The organism is Paenibacillus sp. BAC0078, from assembly GCF_054483875.1.
This window is the reverse complement of the sequence record NZ_JBTLRW010000001.1, coordinates 744,555-765,867: the sequence shown is the minus strand read 5'-3', so window position 1 is coordinate 765,867 and position 21,313 is coordinate 744,555. Positions and strand designations below refer to the sequence as shown.

Annotated in this window: 25 protein-coding genes; 14 read left to right on the top strand and 11 right to left on the bottom strand. The window is 42.2% G+C overall.

What is annotated here, in order from left to right:
* Positions 1 to 990, top strand: a 990-nt coding sequence (locus tag ACX1DY_RS03550) for an HNH endonuclease signature motif containing protein (protein WP_458962794.1), incomplete at its 5' end; no start/stop codon positions are given.
* A 20-nt stretch (positions 991 to 1,010) separates the two neighbouring features.
* Positions 1,011 to 1,484 carry an SMI1/KNR4 family protein gene (locus ACX1DY_RS03545; protein ID WP_458962793.1) on the top strand — a complete coding sequence of 158 codons (474 nt, stop codon included), beginning with the start codon at positions 1,011 to 1,013 and terminating at the stop codon, positions 1,482 to 1,484.
* 533 nt (positions 1,485 to 2,017) lie between these two features.
* Here the strand turns inward: ACX1DY_RS03545 and ACX1DY_RS03540 are convergent.
* From ACX1DY_RS03540 to ACX1DY_RS03515, 6 genes are all read right to left on the bottom strand, one after another.
* Positions 2,018 to 2,227 (bottom strand): hypothetical protein, encoded by a 210-nt coding sequence (locus ACX1DY_RS03540; protein WP_458962792.1) that lies wholly within the window; start codon positions 2,225 to 2,227, stop codon positions 2,018 to 2,020.
* Positions 2,228 to 2,281: 54 nt separating this feature from the next.
* Positions 2,282 to 3,187, bottom strand: coding sequence for an AraC family transcriptional regulator (locus tag ACX1DY_RS03535; RefSeq protein WP_458962791.1), 906 nt, complete (start codon positions 3,185 to 3,187; stop codon positions 2,282 to 2,284).
* Positions 3,188 to 3,255: 68 nt separating this feature from the next.
* The gene (locus ACX1DY_RS03530) at positions 3,256 to 3,690 is read right to left on the bottom strand and encodes a pyridoxamine 5'-phosphate oxidase family protein (protein WP_458962790.1); all 435 of its coding nucleotides are present in this window, start codon (positions 3,688 to 3,690) and stop codon (positions 3,256 to 3,258) included.
* 99 nt (positions 3,691 to 3,789) lie between these two features.
* Entirely contained in the window at positions 3,790 to 4,149 is a 360-nt protein-coding gene (locus ACX1DY_RS03525) for a winged helix-turn-helix transcriptional regulator (RefSeq protein WP_458962789.1), read from the bottom strand.
* Between the two features lie 118 nt (positions 4,150 to 4,267).
* On the bottom strand, positions 4,268 to 5,599 hold the full coding sequence (locus ACX1DY_RS03520; protein ID WP_458962788.1) for a hypothetical protein: 1,332 nt from the start codon (positions 5,597 to 5,599) through the stop codon (positions 4,268 to 4,270).
* A gap of 199 nt (positions 5,600 to 5,798) precedes the next feature.
* Positions 5,799 to 7,673 carry an LTA synthase family protein gene (locus ACX1DY_RS03515; protein WP_458962787.1) on the bottom strand — a complete coding sequence of 625 codons (1,875 nt, stop codon included), beginning with the start codon at positions 7,671 to 7,673 and terminating at the stop codon, positions 5,799 to 5,801.
* A gap of 162 nt (positions 7,674 to 7,835) precedes the next feature.
* Here ACX1DY_RS03515 and ACX1DY_RS03510 point away from each other — a divergent pair, with 162 nt between their 5' ends.
* The 3 genes from ACX1DY_RS03510 to ACX1DY_RS03500 all read left to right on the top strand — a co-directional run bounded on the left by ACX1DY_RS03510 (position 7,836) and on the right by ACX1DY_RS03500 (position 9,839).
* On the top strand, positions 7,836 to 8,732 hold the full coding sequence (locus tag ACX1DY_RS03510; RefSeq protein ID WP_458962786.1) for a WD40/YVTN/BNR-like repeat-containing protein: 897 nt from the start codon (positions 7,836 to 7,838) through the stop codon (positions 8,730 to 8,732).
* A 160-nt stretch (positions 8,733 to 8,892) separates the two neighbouring features.
* Complete coding sequence (locus tag ACX1DY_RS03505; RefSeq protein ID WP_458962785.1) at positions 8,893 to 9,225, top strand: PadR family transcriptional regulator; 333 nt, start codon at positions 8,893 to 8,895, stop codon at positions 9,223 to 9,225.
* Complete coding sequence (locus ACX1DY_RS03500; RefSeq protein WP_458962784.1) at positions 9,222 to 9,839, top strand: DUF2812 domain-containing protein; 618 nt, start codon at positions 9,222 to 9,224, stop codon at positions 9,837 to 9,839. The genes ACX1DY_RS03505 and ACX1DY_RS03500 overlap by 4 nt, the downstream gene beginning before the upstream one ends.
* A 62-nt stretch (positions 9,840 to 9,901) precedes the next feature.
* Here ACX1DY_RS03500 and ACX1DY_RS03495 read toward each other — a convergent pair whose 3' ends face one another.
* Positions 9,902 to 11,281: an MFS transporter gene (locus tag ACX1DY_RS03495; RefSeq protein ID WP_458962783.1), complete on the bottom strand. Its 1,380-nt coding sequence runs from the start codon at positions 11,279 to 11,281 to the stop codon at positions 9,902 to 9,904.
* 110 nt (positions 11,282 to 11,391) lie between these two features.
* Between ACX1DY_RS03495 and ACX1DY_RS03490 the strand changes: the two genes are divergently transcribed.
* From ACX1DY_RS03490 to ACX1DY_RS03480, 3 genes are all read left to right on the top strand, one after another.
* A complete protein-coding gene (locus tag ACX1DY_RS03490; protein WP_458962782.1) occupies positions 11,392 to 12,300 on the top strand; it encodes a LysR family transcriptional regulator in 909 nt (302 codons plus the stop codon).
* Between the two features lie 207 nt (positions 12,301 to 12,507).
* A complete protein-coding gene (locus ACX1DY_RS03485) occupies positions 12,508 to 13,518 on the top strand; it encodes a helix-turn-helix domain-containing protein (RefSeq protein WP_458962781.1) in 1,011 nt (336 codons plus the stop codon).
* Between the two features lie 133 nt (positions 13,519 to 13,651).
* Complete coding sequence (locus tag ACX1DY_RS03480; protein ID WP_458962780.1) at positions 13,652 to 14,446, top strand: SDR family NAD(P)-dependent oxidoreductase; 795 nt, start codon at positions 13,652 to 13,654, stop codon at positions 14,444 to 14,446.
* Positions 14,447 to 14,485: 39 nt separating this feature from the next.
* Here ACX1DY_RS03480 and ACX1DY_RS03475 read toward each other — a convergent pair whose 3' ends face one another.
* Entirely contained in the window at positions 14,486 to 15,115 is a 630-nt protein-coding gene (locus tag ACX1DY_RS03475) for a hypothetical protein (protein ID WP_458962779.1), read from the bottom strand.
* A 791-nt stretch (positions 15,116 to 15,906) separates the two neighbouring features.
* On the opposite strand from ACX1DY_RS03475, the gene ACX1DY_RS03470 reads away from it, so the two are divergent.
* From ACX1DY_RS03470 to ACX1DY_RS03460, 3 genes are read left to right on the top strand one after another with little or no spacing between them, the layout of a single operon-like run.
* On the top strand, positions 15,907 to 16,470 hold the full coding sequence (locus tag ACX1DY_RS03470; protein ID WP_458962778.1) for a hypothetical protein: 564 nt from the start codon (positions 15,907 to 15,909) through the stop codon (positions 16,468 to 16,470).
* A 39-nt stretch (positions 16,471 to 16,509) separates the two neighbouring features.
* Positions 16,510 to 17,001: an SF0329 family protein gene (locus ACX1DY_RS03465; RefSeq protein ID WP_458962777.1), complete on the top strand. Its 492-nt coding sequence runs from the start codon at positions 16,510 to 16,512 to the stop codon at positions 16,999 to 17,001.
* Between the two features lie 23 nt (positions 17,002 to 17,024).
* Complete coding sequence (locus tag ACX1DY_RS03460; RefSeq protein WP_458962776.1) at positions 17,025 to 17,663, top strand: DUF5071 domain-containing protein; 639 nt, start codon at positions 17,025 to 17,027, stop codon at positions 17,661 to 17,663.
* 323 nt (positions 17,664 to 17,986) lie between these two features.
* On the opposite strand, the gene ACX1DY_RS03455 is transcribed toward ACX1DY_RS03460, so the two are convergent.
* On the bottom strand, positions 17,987 to 18,205 hold the full coding sequence (locus ACX1DY_RS03455) for a helix-turn-helix domain-containing protein (protein WP_458962775.1): 219 nt from the start codon (positions 18,203 to 18,205) through the stop codon (positions 17,987 to 17,989).
* Between the two features lie 112 nt (positions 18,206 to 18,317).
* On the opposite strand from ACX1DY_RS03455, the gene ACX1DY_RS03450 reads away from it, so the two are divergent.
* Both ACX1DY_RS03450 and ACX1DY_RS03445 read left to right on the top strand, forming a co-directional pair.
* Complete coding sequence (locus tag ACX1DY_RS03450; protein ID WP_458962774.1) at positions 18,318 to 18,605, top strand: DUF6809 family protein; 288 nt, start codon at positions 18,318 to 18,320, stop codon at positions 18,603 to 18,605.
* 36 nt (positions 18,606 to 18,641) lie between these two features.
* Positions 18,642 to 18,899, top strand: a complete 258-nt coding sequence (locus tag ACX1DY_RS03445; protein ID WP_458962773.1) for a hypothetical protein — start codon at positions 18,642 to 18,644, stop codon at positions 18,897 to 18,899.
* Positions 18,900 to 19,441: 542 nt separating this feature from the next.
* On the opposite strand, the gene ACX1DY_RS03440 is transcribed toward ACX1DY_RS03445, so the two are convergent.
* Positions 19,442 to 19,894, bottom strand: a complete 453-nt coding sequence (locus ACX1DY_RS03440) for a VOC family protein (protein WP_458962772.1) — start codon at positions 19,892 to 19,894, stop codon at positions 19,442 to 19,444.
* A gap of 184 nt (positions 19,895 to 20,078) precedes the next feature.
* Here ACX1DY_RS03440 and ACX1DY_RS03435 point away from each other — a divergent pair, with 184 nt between their 5' ends.
* A complete protein-coding gene (locus tag ACX1DY_RS03435) occupies positions 20,079 to 20,486 on the top strand; it encodes a hypothetical protein (RefSeq protein ID WP_458962771.1) in 408 nt (135 codons plus the stop codon).
* Here the strand turns inward: ACX1DY_RS03435 and ACX1DY_RS03430 are convergent.
* The gene (locus ACX1DY_RS03430) at positions 20,480 to 21,313 is read right to left on the bottom strand and encodes a DUF6544 family protein (RefSeq protein ID WP_458962770.1); all 834 of its coding nucleotides are present in this window, start codon (positions 21,311 to 21,313) and stop codon (positions 20,480 to 20,482) included. The two genes, ACX1DY_RS03435 and ACX1DY_RS03430, sit on opposite strands and share 7 nt — an antisense overlap.

The window sequence follows — 21,313 nt, the reverse complement described above, 5'->3', positions numbered from 1 at the left end:
GCCAAAGGTGTGAAGGCTGTAGCTGGCGCAGGAGCCAAGGGCATCAAGAGCTTGCTGAAAACCGGAGCGAAGCTGGCCTCCAAGAGCGGCAGCATGATTATCCGTAACGGCAAAATCGTGATCAAGAGCCTGCAAAAAGGGCTCATGAAGGGGGTCAAGAAGCTCCACGGCTTGCTTGGCCGGATTCTGGCGAAGTTCAAGTTCAAGAAGTTTAAGCTGGAGCGCAAGGGTAAGCATATCCGTCTTTACGGCGAGGTTAATCCTTGGGTATTGTTGATTGACGGTGAAATAGACAACGTCGACGAACAAAAATTGAAGCAGCTTGAGCTTGATGGCAAGAAACCAATCACCCTTAGCGATGCGGAGTTAGAAAAACTCAATAAAATAGATATTGATCAGCGGGCAAAAATCTCCAAGGGTGCGGATGGAGATAAGAGTAAGCTTGATTTGGATAGTACTAAGGGGACGGGGAATGGTAGTAGACCACTTCACTTAAAAAACATTGATGAATTTTTATCTGGAAGTAAGCTGTTTGATGAAGTCCTTGATGACTATGCTAAGCATTATGTTGAGGTAATAAACACTAAAGGCTGGTCTTGGGAGAAAAGTATTGCTGGAGGAGATAGTCTAACCGCTAAGCAAAGAAAGTTGATAAAAAGTAAAGCCGAGGAATTAAATCTCATACCTAAAATTGAAGTGAAAAATGTAGATGGTATGCGTTATGGGTTTGCTGATTTTGAGGGGGCTGGCGTGGTAGTGCATACTGACGAACTCCCAAAAGATTTGTGGAAAAAAGGTGATACAGAGCAGTTTGATTGGTTGAATAATAATCTTCCAGAAGACATAAGAAAACTGGTTGAGAACGGGACATATACATGGCATCATACTCAAGTGCCAGGGAAAATGCAATTAGTTCCTTATGGAATTCATAACATTACAACTCACAATGGTGGAAGGTCTACTGGAATGTGGGCTGATGCGGCAAGATAGACAAGAAGGAGGATATAAATATGAAAATAAAACAAGAGTCAATAGTTTATCCATTACCATCTGATCTATTGTTATCGAAAGAAGAAGGTTTTTGGAGAGTAGAATTGCCATTAGAGTATAAAGAATTTATTAAAATAAATAATGGTGGTATTCCAGAAATTCGTTCATTTATTTGTAATGATCATAGCTATGCAATTACTAGATTTTTATGCATTCTTGCGGAACCAACAGAAAATGAGTTTGGAATATTTGATATTGACGCTACTAAATCTCAGCTTGATGAGAGACTAATTGATGATGAAGATTTGCTAGGCGTTGCATTATTACCAATTGCTATTCTATATGCAGGTGATTTTCTATGCTTAGATTTTCGTGAATCTAGAAATAATCCTGAAGTTTGTGTGTGGGATCATGCAAATTCTGGTGAATTCGACCCAGTAAGCTATCGTGTTGCGGAGAGTTTTGAACAATTCATAACAATGTTAACTGAATAGAAGCATTAAGCTTTACTCAGTGTCGATTAAACCAATAACAAATTTAACCTATGCAAAATCGTTTAAAGACCTCTCCATTTTGTTTGCACGCACATGAATGCTTGAATTTTATACACTGAATAACGCAAAAGCATTACATTAAACAGGTCGATTATGGTCAGATACTACCATGATTGACCTATTTTATTGTTATCTTAGTTTTCTTATGTTTTCTTGAAATCATTTATGTAACTGTAGAATAACCTGCTTGATAGTTGATAGGGACTATGGGAGGAACAAAACCTTGCGAAGTTCATGAGAATTTGGAGAATTCAGTTATGCTCCTTAGTGGAAGGTTAGACAATCTTTTTGCATGGTAAATAATATCCGAAAGTAAAGGTGTTATTACCATCCTCTTCAATATTTGCATATTTATCGAATGAGTAGTATTCCATTGAAATTCCGACAATTGAATAATCTGGCATATACCCATTTGTTCTCATGATCTTTTCTGTTTTAACATGAGCTCCTTTTTCCAGACGAGAAGTATTTCCTTATATCCAGCCAATCCCCATTAGATAATCAGGAATGTCACGGTAGGAAAATCCATTTGGAACCATTGCACCCGGTTGGGCAAATATCCCCGCAATATAAATAAACTCTTTTGTCTGTGGGTTGTATTCACCCATCCATCCAATCGTGTCCCCTAGTGGAGATACCCGCTCAGGCAGGCTTTGGAGAAGATCATTTGTTCCATCGTTCAATATCTTCTCCCATAAAAACCTCCATATTTTATAAATTATCCATTGCAATCATTTCTACTTTTTATTGAAAGGGATCAGTAATTCCATATAGGTGGTTTCAGGTGTACTGCAATAATATATTTCAGGGGCAAACACATCCATCGTAAGGCTGTGCTTGTCGAGCCATAGACTGCTGTATTTTATTGCCTTGTTGAGTGCAACAGTAACTAATTCAAGAAAATCCTTCGCCTCAAATCCGCAAACGATATATTCCCGCGCAGGAAGCTGCCACATTTGAAAATGCTCATCCGACACCCCGGACTCAACCTCTGCTCCTGCGAAATAAGTAAAACATCCCTCTGGTGCATCACCCATATAAGCAACGCCCGCCTCACGTCCATTAGGTATGTAGGCAATCCGATCTTTCTCCTGGTGGAAACGTCTCCATATTTCGCCAGGCATATCGACACCGGTCGATTCTCCAACGGGCAACTGCCCAGCAACAGGAACATAACCAGACACTCCCACAAAATCAATGGGTTCATTTAAAATTCTACGGTTCATTTCTAAAACTAGCCCATCGCTAATCAGCGGTATACCCTCGTCAATTAAGGTATGGCTTAGAAATAAATCGGGCTTGTCAAACTGGTTGAGTGAAACCGGGTTCTCCCGGTATTGCTCAGGTGTCATTCCATACGCTTCTTTGAATGCTCTCGTAAAAGTTTCATGGCTGCCGAAACCGTACTCTAAAGCAATGTCAAGAATGCGGTTATTTTTATTTTGCAGAGCTTCTAGGGCTATAGCCATACGCCGCAGCTTAATATATTCCCGCACCGGCTTTTTAACCAAACGGCTGAACAACCGCTGATAATAAAATAATGACAGAGAAGCGGTTTCTGCCAATATCTCGATTTTAATATTCTCTGCTATATGTTCCTCAATATAATCCAGAGTTTTCTGGATTGCCTCCCATGCATGCATAGTATGCACCTCCCACATGGTCAGGATAATACAAATTATTAGATTCCGCTTGACCGTATCTGCCCACTTCAAAGAGCCTCGCCCGTATGAATGTCAATATTGACTGAATTAAAGCTGCGGTACACCCTGCCCGATTGGCTGGTGAATTTCAATACAGAATAGTCGGGGTCTGTTACGCCTAGCGGATAGTAGGTGTCATCTCCCTCACGCCAGATCATTTCCTTGGAGGCCGCGTCTTCAAGCACTTCCATCGTCCCTGTCAGCATCATACCTATAAAATTATTTTGGTCACAGAAATACACGCAGGCTTTATTGTTCTCTCTGAACTGCTTCACTCTCATTGAAGAGGTATTGGTCGTGAAATAGAAATGAAGCAGGTTTTCCCGCTTGCGGGGAGCAAGCATGGCTTTCATATTAGGGAATCCATCACTGTCCACGGAACCAATAAAAGCGGTGCTTTGACTGTCTAGCAATCTATTGATCATTTCCGGTACTTTCTCCACTATGAATCACTCCTTAGTATGGGGGCTATAGAAGCAGTATACAAATTATTGAATTAGTAGAACAGTACCCACTTTTTTGTAAGTCTTTTACCTTGCAGATTAGCTAATGAAGCCATTCGCTTTAAGAAAATCCTGCATGCCATTTTCCAGCATTAATTGGACACCCACGCTTTGCATGATCACAATCGCCTCTACGAGCTGTTTGCCTCTTTCCGTCAAATAATATTCTACCTTTAACGGGTAGCCTTCATATGTAGTTTTGCCAACAATCTTATGCTCGGCAAGCTCCTTCAAATGTTCAAGCAGCATCTTTTGATTAATGCCTTCGATTTCATTTTCCAACTGGGCAAGAGAAGCATTGTGTTTATCAAGCTGCCATAGAATAATCGGTTTCCATTTCCCACGGATAATATCGTGTGTAAGCTCTAGGGGACAGGTATATGAATCTCTTATTTTCATGATACTCTTCCTTTCACAGCCATTGATTTCGGTCAGCCTGATTATATTATATTTTATGAGGCATAAAAAAGGAGAAACAGCTCTTATATAAGGCTGCTTCTCCTTTTTTGGATGAAAGTCAATCGCTGCCAAACTTAAGCAGAAGGGCGTCATAATCACTGTTCGATAGATACGAACCGGCAACGACATAGCCGCCGTCATTAGTGGTTGCGACACTTCTGCCAATTTCGCCGGTATCGCCGAAGCTATAGGTGTTGGACCATAGTGCATTTCCGGAGCCGTCAATTTTCAGCATCAACAGGTCTTCCTTGTACACTGCCGGAGTAATAAACCCTGTCACAATAAAGTTACCATCCAACGCAAGCTTGATGTCGTTGGCAAAATCGCCATTGGTCGAATGGAATTGTTTGCTCCAGCTTTGAGCGCCGGATGTACCGACTTTGGTTACATAGACGTTGTATAGTTGACTGTTATTGGGCAGATCAACATTATTAATAGCCCCGGCTGCCACATAACCGCTTGATGTTGCAGCAACACCGTTCAGCATTGCATAACGGTCCAGAGTAGATTCAAAAACGGTGCTGCCGCTTCCATTTACCTTAACCATTAAGCCATACATCCGTTGAGCCGTTCCTGGATTAATAATTTCGGAGAGCGTTTTATATCCGACCGCTACATATCCGCCATCCGGTGTTGCAGTCACCCCGTAAAAACGATCCTCAAGGTTATCCTTGCCGAAAGTCCGGGTCCATTGAATATTCCCGCTTGCATCTACCTTTAACAAGTAAGCGTCGTTGGAGTTGCTGCTGCTTTCCTTGGTGCCGGCAACGATATACCCGCCATCAGCGCCACGCTCCATGGCCTGGGCTTCTTCCTTGCCTGGCCCTCCATAGGTTCGCGACCACTCCACTGTACCGCTTGCATCTGTTTTGATCAGAATGACATCTGAAGAACCGCTTGCATTGCTTGTCCCGGCAATCATATAACCGCCGTCGCTGGCCACCCGTACTTCAGCGCCAGATTCGGCTCCTGTTCCTCCATAAGCGTAAGCCCATTGAATAGTCAGAGCGGCGTTTGTCTTGACGAACAGGATATCGTCATTTCCATTCACGGTAGTTGAGCCGACGAACACGTAGCCGCCATCGCTCGTTTGCACGACGGAATTACCGAAATCGCGCGGCGAGAAATTGTAATTGCTGGCTGCTTGCAGCACAGGAGGCAGCAGGCTTGCCGCCTGTATTGACGGTGCAGCCTGCTCGGTTGTATCTCCCAAATTGGTATTGTCCAGCAAATCAACAACTTTTAAATCTACCTTTTTGGTGATTTCCTGACTCTCGGCGTGTGGAAGGATGTTATTGGCAGGAAGTTTATCTTCCTGTGCAAATACCAACTGAGACGAAAACAACAGCGAGACGGCCAGCGAAGAAAGAACGGGAATTGACTTTCGCATAACAAAGCACCTCCATTTTTTATTTTTAATGCATTAGGAAATTATTCCCAAAATCTATTCTATTCCTTTTTCCACGAATAATCTACCATTTTGTTAATATATTTAGAATTAATTGTTATATATTAGAATATTGTGTAATCCAATCAACTCCTGCAGAAAAAAAGCCCACCTCGAAATTACGAAGTGGGAGTTTGCTGTGCTATATTTTTCGATCTTTAACTTCCCGATCCGGCAATTGCGTCACATAACTGTCTGACAGCTGGAGGAGCTTCAGTGCACGGTTGAATTCATCCTCTGTAGATTGAAGCGGCTTATTGCCATCCCCGGATAAGGTGTAATGCTGGCCGTCCTCGAACCCGCTGCCTGACAAGAATAACTCTTCGTTATTAACGAATGATCCCGTTGGCAAATAATATCGCTGCGGGAGCAGGTTATAGGAGGATTGATTCAACAGATCCTGTCCAAAATGAATATGATCGTTAAGCGATACACCCAATAAATTGGATACTGTCGGTAAAATATCCACTTGTCCGCCTAATTGATTTTTTACACTTGGCGTGGTAACACCTGCAGATGTAATGATTAGCGGAATATTGATGAGATCGCGTTCTGTATATTCATGCTCCAGAATTTCCTCCAGCAGAACCTTATCTTCATCCTGGAGTGAGAAAATTGGAAGGCCCCGATGGTCGCCATATACAACGATCAAGCTGTTATCCCATACACCGTTCTGCTTAAGCTCGCTGATAAATTGTCCAAGCGCGTAATCAGCATAATTCTGGGCGCGTATGTAATCTCCAACGAGAGTTCCTTCGTATCGTTCCGGAAGAGTCATCTTGTATTTATTCTCCGGAATCGAGAACGGATTATGTGATGACATGGAGATCACGTGGGAATAAAAGGGCTGGCTGCTCTGGTCCATTCTCGCCAGTTCTTCGGAGGTCTTCTTATACAGCACTTCATCGGAAGCGCCATAGAAGACGGTATCCTCTTCACCGAACCATGACTTGTCATAATACCGGTCAAATCCGAGTGCCTTGTACAGCTCTCCCCGGTTCCAAAACTCAACGTCATTCGTATGAAAAGTTGCAGTGTCATAGCCCTGGGCCTGCAGCAGCTTAGGTAAGCTCGGAAGCTCTTTGGGTGCATACATCTCCGTAGCCGCGCCATTCGGCGGAACATAAAAGGAAGTGTTCACGATAAATTCGGCGTCAGACGTGTTGCCCTGTCCCACCTGCTGGTAGAAACGCGGGAAGTAGAGGCTGCTCGAAGCCAGCTTATTCATATTCGGCGTGATCTCTTGTCCATCAATGGATAGATTGATCAGGAAGTTCTGAAAAGACTCCATCTGAAGGATGATCAGGTTCTTACCTTTGGCAGCTCCATACAGGGCCGGATTAACTTGAGGCTTGATGCCTTTTGTCTGATCAATGGCGGATTGCGTAATCTGCGAGACATCTATTTGCTCTTCCTCATCATTCGCAAGCAGATTGTAGGCTTCATAATTGAGAATGCCCATTTGCTCGGCTTGGACGTTCTCATTCATGCTGGCTGAGTTCGGGAAAATATTCATCATGCAGATCGCGAAGGAAATACAGAACAAGGCGGCGACCACCTTGCGGTTGCTGCGGCGCGACATGGATTTCTTCCAGGCGAGCGCCTTCTTCCGTCTAAGCATCACCCAGCTAATGATAATAATGTCCAAAAAAATCAGCATATATTGAGGGTGTATGACCGCGAAGATACTTTTCTTGACAGCTCCCACTTGTTTGGCCTGACCAATCACCTGGGAGGTAGCAATAATTCCAAAATGATTATGATACACAATCAAGGAGAAGAACAAAACCGTAATTAGCAGATTGACGAACATATAGATGGCAATCTTCCGCTTCGTGGCAAACCATTCGATCAGGCAGAAGATTAAGAGCACAAACGGAATCTCTTTGAACCAGGTCGTCCACGTTGGCCCGTCCTCGAACAGGTAATACCAGGCAAAGTAACTTTTGGCGAGCATAATGAGAGAAAAAAACAAAATAGATCGTTTGCTGAGTGTGCGTGGTGCCTTCAACCGCATTGCTATGCGCATCCTTTTCCTATTAATTAATTAGTTCATTCTATTACATAAAAGTATTCAAAATCAACTAGATTTGTGCATAGGCAAAACACAAAAAAGGGAGTTTTTTGTAACAGTTTATTTTTCGGTATGGATTATAATGTGGCTGGAGGAGGGATAAAAATGTTCAAACGCAGCTTTTCTAAAATCGCCTGTATTGCAGCTATTTCATTGGTTGCGGCAGGGCTGCTGATCGCAGAACCAAGCGACGGCAGCGGTTCGGCGATCCAGCCAGGCACAATCTACACCCGCAACTCCGCAGGGGAGGAAGTGATCGCCTACAATGCGGGCCATACCTATGCGCTCAATAAGGATGGTCAAGTTACCATTTCGTACAACAACGGCAAGTTGAAGGCACAAGCGCCTCTAACCCTATACGCAAGCGGTCATGAAGAGTCAGGACTAACCGTTCAGGGAACAGGATTCTTCATCTCCACGGACAAAACAGCGATTGTCTATGGCGGTGCGAGGGGATTGCCGGTTCAGGTGCTGATCACTAATAATCAAGGCAAAACCTGGAACAGCTATCCCGTTACAAAAGAGCTTACAGGCACCACCAAAAACATCGGGTTCCTCACCAAAAATGACGGCTGGATGATGCTCAGCAAATTTTATGGAATGGGCAGAGAAGAACATGACATCTATAAGACCAAGGATGGCGGTAAAACCTGGAGCGAAGTGAAGGGCAATGCCAATGAAGTGTACGCCAGAGTGCTGACCGGAGCAGGATTTGCTAATGACAAGATCGGGTTCATGGGCTTCAGATACGAAACCGACTTCCAACCGGCTGTTACCTGGACGCAGGACGGGGGCAAAACCTGGGCCAAGCTTCATGTGAAGCTACCGGACAACTTGTTGAACTATAGCCTGACCCCGCTGTCGCCCGTATTCAATGGGGCAAAAGGGCAGTTTCCCATCCAACTGAGCAAGGACGGCGCAAGCAACGTAGTCGGAACCGCATACTTAACCAGCAGCAATTACGGGAAAACGTGGAAGTATCATAAGGTAGTGATGAAGTAGGTGGCGCAACCACACTACCCACAGAGGAACGGCAACCAGCTTTTTGGATTGGTGGCCGTTTTTTTATGTTGCAATATACAGTGTGGCTGTATATAGTGTAACTATATAGTTTGACGATATATAGTTATGCGATATAAAGTTTTTTTCCAGGAGGGGAAGTATGGATAGAGATAAACACCTGCCGTTGACCGAAACCGTGTATTACATTCTGTTGGCTGTGGTTGAGCCGGCGCACGGTTATCTTATCATGCAGAAGGTGGAGGAGCTGAGTGGAGGGCAAGTTCGAATGGCTGCTGGTACCCTGTATGGAGCGATTGAGAACTTGATGAAGCTTAACTTCATTCAGCCTGTAGCCAGCGAGGACAAACGCCGCAAGGTGTATGCCATTACAAATAAAGGGTTGGAAATTCTCCGCCTTGACCTTGAGCGAATGAAGCACATGATTGACGTGACGAACAGAGCAATTGAAATGAGAATGGAGGAATCCGAATGAACAGATTCAAGTTCTTTACTAACTTCGATGAAGAAGAAAACTGGCTAAATGACATGGCAAGACAGGGGTACCGCTTCACAAAAAAGACATCGTTCGGCTATAAATTCGAATTGGATAAGCCAGAAAAAACAACAATAAAAATGGATTACCGCACCTTCAAAAAGCAAGAGGATTTCGAGGATTATTGTGCACTATTTGAGGATAGCGGCTGGGAGCATATCGCAGGAACCAAAAGCATGGGATATCAATATTTTAAAAAGACAGACCTAGATGGAAGCGAAGATATCTTTTCGGATGTCGATTCTAAAGCTGGACGGTATAAGCGGCTTGCAGCTATGTGGGCTGCTTTGGGTTGGTCCTTCATCCCAATTCTGGTGGCTCTAATTTCTACACATGCGATCCATCCAAGGGTATTGCTTGATCCGAAATCGCTATACTATACGCCGGGACTATGGAATTTGAATGGAGCAGAATTTTGGAGGGCCTTTCTCTTCGAAACGCCATTTGCTTTTTTTAGAGGTTTTGCCTGGCTATTCATTCCAGCTACGATAATAATATATATGTACTTCGCTTTTAGGGCGAATAGACAATATAAGATAACGAAAGAAGTTTAATGCGATAGCTTAATAAAGACTACTTGAAGATGGTGTTATTTTTTGTGATTCGTCGGGTAGTTTCAAGACACCTCACTTGACTTCCGATGCTGCCGACTCATGAATAGCAACAATAATGCAATGGTCGTGAGAATAATCCCAAGTACTTGAAATCCCTCAAAGCTGAACTTACCTCTCATTACGATCCCTATCAACAAGGAAGAGAGGATGGTTCCCAGATATCTTGATGTATTAAATAATCCGGATGCTAAACCGATGATTTCTTTTGGTGAACTTTGGAACAAAGCCGCTTGCATACCTACGTTATTTAACCCGTTGCTAATCCCGAATGCAACCAAAGCCAAACACACGCTGATAACCGGAGAAGTTTGATTAAGGGTCACGAGCCATACTGACCCCAAAGTCATCAAAATTGCAGATACTAGCATTGCTGGTCCTGGTCCTGATTTATCAATCCATCGTCCTGCTATTGGGGAAGTAACCAGAGAGCAGAGACCTAAGCTTAACATGAGTATCCCTGTTTGGAACTCGCTGACATGGCGAACCATCTGCAAGTAGGACGGAATTCCAAAAAAGAGTGAGTAATATAGTATGTTAACGAGCATGAACTCCACATTAACCCAAGTCATCGCAGGATATTTGGCGAATGTGCGTAAAGGAATAAAGGGCGAGGTCGCTTTTAACTCATGTCGTACGAATACTCCCAGCAAGGCGAGTCCTATCAGTGAAACAATGACATTTCCTAAAGTGATGTGCCCAGATGATTTTGCTGAGAGTAATCCAATGAGCAGCGCAACCAGACCTATTGTGAAGAGCAGGACCCCTGATCCATCAATCCAATCCAACCATTTGCGAAGGGACATGCCTTGTGCAACGGCTAATGACAGGTTCTCCTTAGGAATAGTTCTCCACGACAATAGAAAGCTCACTACCACAAATGGAATATTGACGAAAAAGATCGCGGGCCAGCTCCACCAGTGAATGATGACCCCGCCAATAAAGGGTCCAATGGCTGCTGCTCCGGATAGGAAGATCGACAAAATAGACAACGCTGTCGCTTGTTTTTCTGTAACATGAATTCGCACTATGGCCATCCCAACGGCAACCATCATGCTTGTTCCAATGGCTTGCACAATGCGGAACACGATGAGCCACGCGAAGCTTGGTGCGAATGGAGCCAAGAATGAGGCAATGAAGGCTACAACAAGCCCGGTAAGAAATATCTTCCTATGACCCAATAAATCGCTGGCCTTTCCCATGACGGGTTGGGCGATGCTGCTTGCGATGTAGAAAGAAAAAATAATCCAGGAAACACCTGTATAGTCAAGCTGGAAGGAATTTTGCAATCTTGGGATAGCAACAGAAACCATTGATGAATTTAATGGGTTCAATAGTATCCCTAGACCTACTGAAATCATTAGCCACCAATTACGAGCATTCATTTTGGGTCCCCCTAAAGCGTATTAATGACATCGTACTTGAATTTAATTATTCATTCCAACGCATTTTATGTTATATTCTCATTGACTTAAAGGAATGAATGGGGTGCGAAATGGAACTTCTTCAGCTGCAATATTTTCTCGCGGTAGCCCGGTTGGAACATATGACCGAAGCTGCACGAAATCTACACGTTACTCAATCATCCCTTAGTAAAACAATCCAGCGATTGGAGGAGGATCTAGGGGTTCCTTTATTCGATCGGGTAGGAAGGAACCTGCGTCTGAATGAGTTCGGAAGCAGATTCCTTTGCCGTGCAGAAAGAGCTTTGTTTGAATTGGAACAGGGGAAGCAGGAGCTTAGAGATTTATCTCACCCGGAGCATAGCACGCTTGAATTAGCGGTGACCACCGCAAGTACATTACCCAATATCCTCCGCGAATTTCGGAAAAAGCGACCTGGTATACAGTTTCATGTGCAGATGCTGACTACGAAGGAAATGGTTAGACTTTTGGATAGAGGAGAGGTAGATTTTTGTTTGTCCTCACCTCCTATAGAGGGGGACAACATTGTATGCCAAATCGTTTATACCGACCCCATCCTTGTAGCGGTTCCTAAGGGGCATCGGTTGGCAGATCAAAACAGCGTTGCTTTGACTGAGCTAAGGGATGAACGGTTTGTCGGTGTGAAGAGTGGCTATGGAACTCGCGATTTAATAGATTCTTTGTGCCAATCGGTTGGATTTGTGCCTAAATATGTGTATGAGGGGGATGAACCTGCGAGGTTGATTACTCTTGTAGAAGCTGAGATAGGCCTAGCCTTCATACCAAGCACAGCAAGGAATTCACGGGATGACATCAAATATCTTCAAATAGAGAATCATGAATTGGTACGGGAAATAGCTTTAATATGGCACAAGAGTCGGTACATTTCGCGAGCTGCTTTGGAATTTCGTGAGGTGGTTGTAGAATATTTCGAATCTATATCTAGTCAATTTGATCTTAGATCTCATATGGGAAGATGAAAATAGACTTTTTTCAAGAAGATTGGAGATGCTAATGGATTGGTCTAAGGGATTAGCTGTGTCTGATTGAGGCAAATGAAGCAAAAGCACTCTTAGTAAGGAAACGGAAATTGAGGAAACGATAAAGAGAATATCTAATTTGTGAAAAAAGATATGATGTAAGAAGTATTCTTATGTGTACTTAAGAGCAAAAGGAGGCCCATACATATGAAGTCTCAGCCCTCTGACCGCATTAAAATCCCGCCCGGATTTTGGACAGGAGTACGTCAATTGGGGATTGACGCCCATGATGTAGCCCGCAAAGCGCGATTGCCGCTCACGGTCATTACTACTCCAATAGTTACCACTGCCCAATATTTCGCGATCTGGCAGGCTTATTCGGATCTCATGGGTGACACTGCCAAAGGAATCATTAAGCTTGCGACCGTCTTTGAAACAGCGCAGTACCCACCGCCAGTTTTAGCGACTTATCACGCGCGCGATTACCGTGACGCTCTACACCGGATGGCCCGGTACAAACAGCTATGTCCCCCCGAGAACTTACGCATCACCGAGAAGGGCGAGCACTGTACAATCGAATTGGAGTGGCTGGATACCGGGCAACCCGGTCAGCCGATGCTGGCTGGTATCACGCTAGCATTTCTTCTGGAGCTTGGGCGCCGGGGTACAGGTCAACCTTTGGCGGCTCGGTTCGTCGAATTTTCGCAGCCAATGGGCGATGTACAAATCCTTGAAGATTATTTTGGCTGCCGTATTCGGATTGGTGCCGAATGTAACCGGTTGATGCTGCATCGAAGTGATCTGGACCGCCCCTTTGTCACGTACAACGAAGAGCTGCTGGAGATTCTGACTCCCGCTCTGGACCGATCACTGGGTGAGCAACAGCGCAGCCGCTCAATTACCGAAATGGTTAAATGGATCATGAAACGTAGCCTTACAGGAGGGCGTCCCGAGATTCAGGCTGTCGCGAAAGAGCTTGGTATGAGTGATCGCACCTTACAGCGCAGGCTTACTGACGAGAACACAAGCTTCCAGCATCTGTTGACACAAGCCAGACATGAGCAGGCACTGGAGTACTTGGCAGACCCCTCGCTTGATATTAAAGAAGTAGCATTCTTGATTGGATATGAAGACCAGAACTCGTTCTACCGCGCTTTCCGTCTTTGGGAGGGGGATACTCCTGCAAATTGGCGTACTGAACATTTAGGAGCAAGCTAGAAATTCCGAGTTTTTACTGAGCTTATCATTTGGCGTGTTCTACAAGAACTTTGGCGTAAAGCGCTAGTTACAGAACGATCCAGAACAGGTACTATAATCACTATCCGAGCACAACTTAAAAGGAGAACTGTATATGGATATGGGATTAAACAACAAAACAGCTTTGGTTACTGGATCAACGAAAGGTATAGGTAAAGCAATCGCCATTGAACTTGCCAAGGAAGGTGTTAATGTATTAATAAATGGACGGAACCATGGAGAGGTAGAACAAATTGTTAATGAAATTAAGTCGGATTTCCCGGCTACTTCTCCTCAAAATGCTACAGCCGATATTGTGGATATAATGCAAAGAGAAGCTTTATTTAAAAAATTCCCCAATGTAGATATTTTAGTTAACAATATGGGGATCTATGAAATTATGCAATATGAGGACGTTGACGATGAAGTATGGGAACAATACTTCCGTACGAATGTTCTTGCTGCAAATGGATTATCTAAATTTTATTTACCTAAATTGTTGAAAAATGAATATGGCCGGATTATCTTTATTGCCAGTGAAGAAGCCATTATGCCTTCAGGGCAAATGCCTCAGTATGCAGTGACAAAATCAATGCTGCTGTCGCTGTCCAAAAGCTTGTCTAAATTGACAAAAGGAACAGAAGTTACAATCAATACGATCATGCCAGGACCAACACTCTCTGAAAATGTGCAGCAAATCATTGAGGGGATTTACGCTAATGAAGATATATCTTTTTCCGAAAAAGAGAAAAAATTTATGACTACTAATCTGCCTCAATCCGAAATACAGCGATTTATCAGGCCTTTTGAAATTGGAAGACTAGCTGCATTTGTATGCAGTCCTTATGCATCCGCCTTTAAAGGCTCTCCGATCCGCATGGATGGGGGAATGGTACCGACTATTTTTTAAAAGTGTTGAACTGGCCTATAGCCTCAGTCACACCTACAATTACTCCCCATATTTATTTAGGGCTTCTTTGAAAATCTGCTCTAACTTTTCAGTAGTCTCGCCTTGATACTGTAGCTCTTGGGAATTGATATTATCGGCATTTATAATCTGCTGTTTATTTGTATCTTTCAAAGGTACTTTTCCATAATAAACACCTTTGACAAAGTAAATATTAGAATCCGTTAAACTCTTACCCAGGAAGAGTAAGTACTCTTCATTTTCGTTCATAAGTTGGTATCCTTCAATTCCATAAACGATAGTACCATCTTGTGTTTTGTTCATTGCTCCGTTTTCCTGAACAATAATTTCTGAACCGTCTTCAATATTTTTATTGTCAGATTTAAATACTTTATTCACCTTTATAGCGGATTGAGTTCCATAGCTCAGAACCTCCCCTTCAGGGTTCTTATTAAGAATTGTCTCTACAACATGATCTTTGGTCCCCTTTATAATTAATTCTGCAGATGTATCTAACTCATTAAAATCTACATAACTAATGACTTTTGCTGATGAATTGATATATTGTACGCTGTCTTCGACTTTTTTGGTTTTGTCATTTGAAAGAGCCATGAAAGAAACAACTAACAGGGCTACAGCACTAATAGATAGGAAATTATACTTTCTTTTCATAGGTGGACTACCTCCTTTAATTTATTGTCCAAAGAAAATAAAGTTGTAGACTGGCGGGCGTTTCATTAAGCTAATCGGGCAAGATGCTTTAATAACAATCATAAAAAGAGGTGTAGAGGTAGCCAGCCACGAAAAAGAAAAATAGAATATTTTTCAAGGGGGCGGATTTATTGGGTTGGAGATATTGATGAAAATGGGAAAGAAATTGAGCTATGTTCATGCTTGATGTGTTCTTTTGACGGAACAGGTATTGCAAGTAGAGAAGAGATTCAATCAGTAATGGATCAAATGAAGAAGAAAAAATAAATCAAGCTACCGTTTGTCCCGGTATTTGTTATGCTAACAGGAAGCAAGTATGCGATAGATATTCCTTGTTATACGGAGGAGATGATAATCTGAAGTTACTTATTGATTGGCTAAACCGCAAACGAATACGTCGATGCGAAGCCTGTAGCTCTGAGCTTAATATTTATTCATACTTCTCCGATGAATCACAGATCCTGTACTGTGTTGCATGTAACAAGTATTATATTAGAGCAAACAACAACGCTCCTATATTTAACTATGAAGTTCCTGAGGGGCTTTTGAAAATATGGGAAATGGACCCTTATAATAGTTATTATACAGGGATTCCAATTAGCGAAGCATACGAGCCCAAGTGGATTAAATTTCTCCGTAGATTATTAAGCTAACGAGTCAGTTTACACTTATTTCTTAAAAGTTGATGATTTCTAAACTCAGAAACTGCATTAAATCCAATATAGAAATTTTGTTAGGCTGGGGGTAATGTTGTGGGAATGGATTTTACGGCATATGTTGGCCATAGTTTTACTGAAAATGATATTTACAGACTGTGTCATGCACTAAGCTCTGAAAAGTTGGTCTATATAGATCAATTTATTAAGCACTTATATCCCTATAATCCAAAAGATATAGGTAAGCCATGGCAGGTTGTACCGGATTCAATTGGAGGAACCATTGAGTTGAATGGTCCATGTGGCATAAACCTTACTTTCTCCGAAAAGGTTTGTTACTTCCATCATTATATCAGGTGGGATAATTTTCTATTAGATGAAGACATTCAACTCTATCTTAGGAAGGTTTCGTATGATCTAGCCAATTATTTGGCAGCCTCATTCGCAATTTACGTACCAGATAGTGGGGCAAGAGAATCAGGAATCTTAGATTTCATATGGGAAGATAAAAATAAAGACATACAATTTATCAGGGACTGGCTCTTGCAAAAATGTGGCGAACCAAAGAAAAGAATAAAGGATATTTATAAGGATTATGGTGACTACTGTGCCTCGGAAGGATACTATATAGACTTTTTTCAGGATCTTGAGAATAATTGAGGTTGACTGAAGAAGCTAGGATTGGAAGAGTGGGAGCTAATGGATTGGTCTAAGCAAAGAGTATTGATCAGAAGCTTTATAACTCCAGATCTAAAGCGCAGAATTGATATACATGAAACAAGGTACCATGAGGCTCATGATGGATTTGGAGAAGTTTGGATAACACTAGATGGAAAGAAAATTTTCGGAGGTGGATATTATCACTGGCATGTGAACTCTTTGCCAGAAGATGCAGCATTACAAAATGGATATCATGAAGATTTTTACAAGACTAATATAGAAACAGAACAAATAGAAAGAGTTATGAAACTTGGACTTCATGAGACGTCACATATTACTATAAATCTAAGAAAATATCTCAATACACCATTTTATGAAATAATGAAATCAAATAATCCTATTTATAAGGCGTTTGGTATCATAGATAGAAGACTTGGTAGAAGAAGCTTTCAACGAATAAATCTAACCGAAAATGAGCACCCACTAGTAAAATTATTTTACGAATTACGTAAAGAACAATTTGAAAGATAGTTCGATAGGGGAGTGGAGCACAAATGGATCACCCTAATCTGCCAAGAGATAAGAGTGATTATAGAAGTGTTGAAATGCTGGCTCGCTCAGAAGGGTCACTGGTAATTCCCTTATTACCGGAACTCTTGACATGGGTGCAGGATATGAATTGGCCTATAGCCATAGACATTGTTGAGATATTACTCAAGTATAGGACTGAAACGATTCCGCATGTCAAAACTATTCTTGCTCAGCATGAAACTGGCTGGACATATAACATCCTTATGCATCTGATAAACAAATGGGATACAGAGCTCGTCTCAAGATTGTCTGCAAGCTTACAGGAACTGGCGCAAACTATGGATAACTATGAAGATACGGATTTGCTGTCCATCGAAATTTTAAACACTCACCGTCTGATGGAGGCAAATGAAGCAATAGCACTTTTAGCAAGGAAACGGAGTGAAACAGAAGATTATCTCAATAACTTTACAGCAGAACAAAAAGTCATGTTTTCGGAGTTAGAGAATGAATTGCTAGATATTCTAAACACAGAAGGTAATCGAATCGTTAATTACGTAAAGGAACATAGTAAGTCCTTGAATCAAAAAGACCAGTACGAAAATTTGCTTCGCCGTCAGCAAGAAATTGAGGAATCTATAAAGAGAATCTCTAATTTGTGACAAAAGGTGAACGAACCCAATCATTATCGGAATGGACGGTACTAATAGTATTGGGTACAATAAAAAGAGAGTCATGCTCTAACACGACTCTCCGGTGCAATAGCCGCTTTTAAGGGCGGCGGCTTTATACAGGCACTACCCACAGAAATAGGTCGCTATCCTGGTAGAGGGCGGCCTATTTCTTTTTTTATGCTGATAAGAAAGGTGATTATTACTGTATTATATAGTTTTTGGAATGGTAACAGGATATGAATTCTAATTTAACTTGAATAATAAAAAGCTTCCGTGAAACATCACGGAAGCTTTTTATTTGAGCACCAATCCTATTTTCCAGTCAGCCGCTTTGGATTATCTGTCTGATTCAGTAGATAGTCGATACTCACTTTGTGGAAATTGGCTAATTCGATAAGTAGGGCACTTGGTATATCTAAATTTCCATTCTCATACCGGGAATATGTCGCTTGTGTAATATGTAATAACTCTGCCATTTGTTGTTGAGTTAGGTCTTTGTCTTCACGTAGGTCACGGATTCTTTTATACATTGGTCATCACCCATGCCAAGTTTACTTTATGCGAAAACTGCATATTGATATTTATGCGGTTTTCGCATAAAATCTAAACATGGAGAAAAATTCCTCTTCAAAGGGAGGCTTAATGAAAATCATTTTGGAGGATTTATATTATGGGAGATGGCGGCCGAATGAGTTGATAAAATCAAGTGATCCTAAGTTTCAGCAGATTGATCAGCAAATCAATGACTCCTTGAATATTCTTCAAGAGAATGTGTCAGAAGATAATTTTGAGCAGATTGAAAAGCTGTTTGACTTATTAAGTGAGTCCAACTCTCTTCATTCCACTGCGGCATTTATTCATGGTTTTCGAACGGGTGCTTTAATGATGATTGAAGTATTCAGTGAGGAGAAGGAAACTGGCCCTAAGTAGCTTTTAATAGATAAAAGCAGTCTGGAGGGATCGCTGATGGCATCTGTACAACAAGATGAAGCGAATCAAAAGAAACTATTGATTGACGAAATTCTGACTTGCGAGAACTTCGCTATCATTCATAGGAAAATGGTTCCGGCTATCAAAGAGGGGATAACGGAAAAAGCGATTAAGCAATTGAAGCTGCTTCGTGCTACATACCTTTATTCTTTTGAAAATTCACTGAAATTGTTAACTAAGGCAGAACGAGAGTTTTTAAATACACAAGTAAAACCAAGCCAGGGCGGGGATTGATCCGTTAAGGCTTGGTTTTTTGTTAAATGCTAATAATTCATCTATTAAAAACATGGAAAAATCCGATTAATATGTATATGTAATCAAATAAATCGAAAGGATGTTCTATATTAGAAAATATATAAAAGTTGTTATTTCTATTTGTGCAAGCTTAATATCGGGATTCATGATCCCCTCTGCATTCATAGGGTACAGTTTCAATGCTGGAGGGGGATATTTTGCAGAAGATAAAGAAGCTATGATAACGCACATATGGATTCTTGTGGTAAGCTTGTTGATGTTTATTCTATCTTTAGTTTGGTCTAAAAGATATTTGTACTGTATTCTGTCGTTTTTATCTGCTTCACTTTTAGGTATATTTTATATTTCAATCTGAAATCAAGGCTATGTTATATCCTGATGTTGATCTTTACAATAAGAAAACCGCCTCATTGAAGAGGCGGCTTATTGTCCCACCGAGTTAAGGCAGCTTACTGCCGGCCGCGATGCAGTTAGTTGGTGCGGATGTGTCCTGGAAATTTCTTCCTTCTTTTAAACGTCACTTATTTATTACCGAGTTGTTCCGCCAAACCGATTAGAAGTCCTTCAATTCCACGAATGTAGCAGAGCCGATACGAGTCCTCGTACTGCACCACTTCGCCAACGAGCTGAGCACCATGCTTAGTGAGTCTGGATACCATTTCGTCAATGTCTTCAACGGCGAACATGACGCGTAGATAACCGAGGGCATTTACAGGAGCAGTTCGGTGATCTGATATAGTAGGCGGGGTGAGAAATTGCGAAAGTTCAAGTCGGCTGTGGCCATCTGGGGTAACCATCATAGCAATCTCTACACACTGTGAACCCAGCCCGGTTACACGGCCAGCCCATTTACCTTCGACAGTAGCCCGCCCTTCGAGCTTCAAACCAATCTCCTCGAAAAAAGAGATTGCGTCATCAAGGGATTCTACAACGATGCCAACATTGTCCATTCTTAGCAATTTGTTGTTTGCCATAGTTTTATCTCCTTATGTGTACAAATTTATTACTTGAGCATCTTCATATTTATTCTATCAAGAATTACCAATTCACTCCAAATGATCAACATCTTTTCACAGTTTATGATAACAAAGAAAAGTCACAGTATAGTAAAATGTGAAATTTGGTTTTTATTATAATATAAAGAAACGAGTGAACAACATGAACAATGTAGAGGAACTCCTCGAACGCTTCGGAATAGAGCCGGAAATACAGCATCGAGACAGCATCCGGCAGCTTTTACAGGCAGAAATCAAGAATGAAGCTTCGGAGGACAATGAGTATTTAAAAGCACTGTGCATCCTGCTGTTCTCCATCGGAGCCGTTGAGGACACTCTGCTGATATGGGTAGCAAAAAGGAAAAACTTCGACGCCAGCGCGTATATCGACGTTCAGCTTCTCTGCGGCGCAGGCGTCAAGATGACTATGAAATATCTGCAGGCTCAGCCGAATGAAGAAGCTCAGAAGCAATTAGTATACCTGCAGCAGTGTGAGCCTTATGATTTGGAGGATTTTTCAAAAAAAGAATGGATGGACGGCTATAAAAGCTATTATGGACTTGATTATTGATACTTCACCTTGAAATTCCGGCTGTCAAAATAAACGAGATCCCCGCTGTCATAATGCCACACGGCCTTCAGGTGGGTGGGTTGTCTAACGCCGTCAATAAGCTTGTAATCCTCCATGTAGGCTGACCACCGCACCCGCTGCTTGGAGCCGTCCATTCCGATGGCGGTGCGGTCGTCCGTTGTGAAGGACAGGCATTCTCCGTTGTCGCGGAAGCTGAAGACTCCACCCGCTGTAATACCATGGTAGGAAATGGTCGCCTTTGCATGGGTATCGTCAATGGGTTCCCAAGTGATATAGCTCTGTATAGCTGCACTCGGCAGCAAGAGAGCTTCCGACAAAAAAGTAACCAGACAAGCCTGATCCATTTCCTCGCCCTGCTGGTTGAAGAGGGTGAACATTTTGGCTAAGACGCCCTTCATGCCACCTACTCCGTCTACATAGGAATCCAGGCCTTGAAAGGGAATGCCGTACATCGTTGTATCAATTAGGGCAATTCTTGTTGGCTGCTGAGCGAAGTTGTATTGTGTGTAATCTATGGAAATTGCAGGCTTCTTGGGGGACAGAATGAAGTCTACCTTTGAAAAAATGATGTTCATCGAAGACATTTTAGGTTTGCCGGTAAATCCGCCAGTTTCAAAATACTTCCTGACAGGGGAAGGCAGTGCCTTCCAGTCTTCGCTTGTGAACACACTATTCTTTATTTCAGCATGGGCAAGCTGCTCGTTAGCAATCCGCCGGAATTCTGCTTTCGTTTTGGAATACGGAATGCCCCAAAAAATAATCATGCCAATCACGAAAGTGGCTAGAAATATCAACAGAAGAATCAT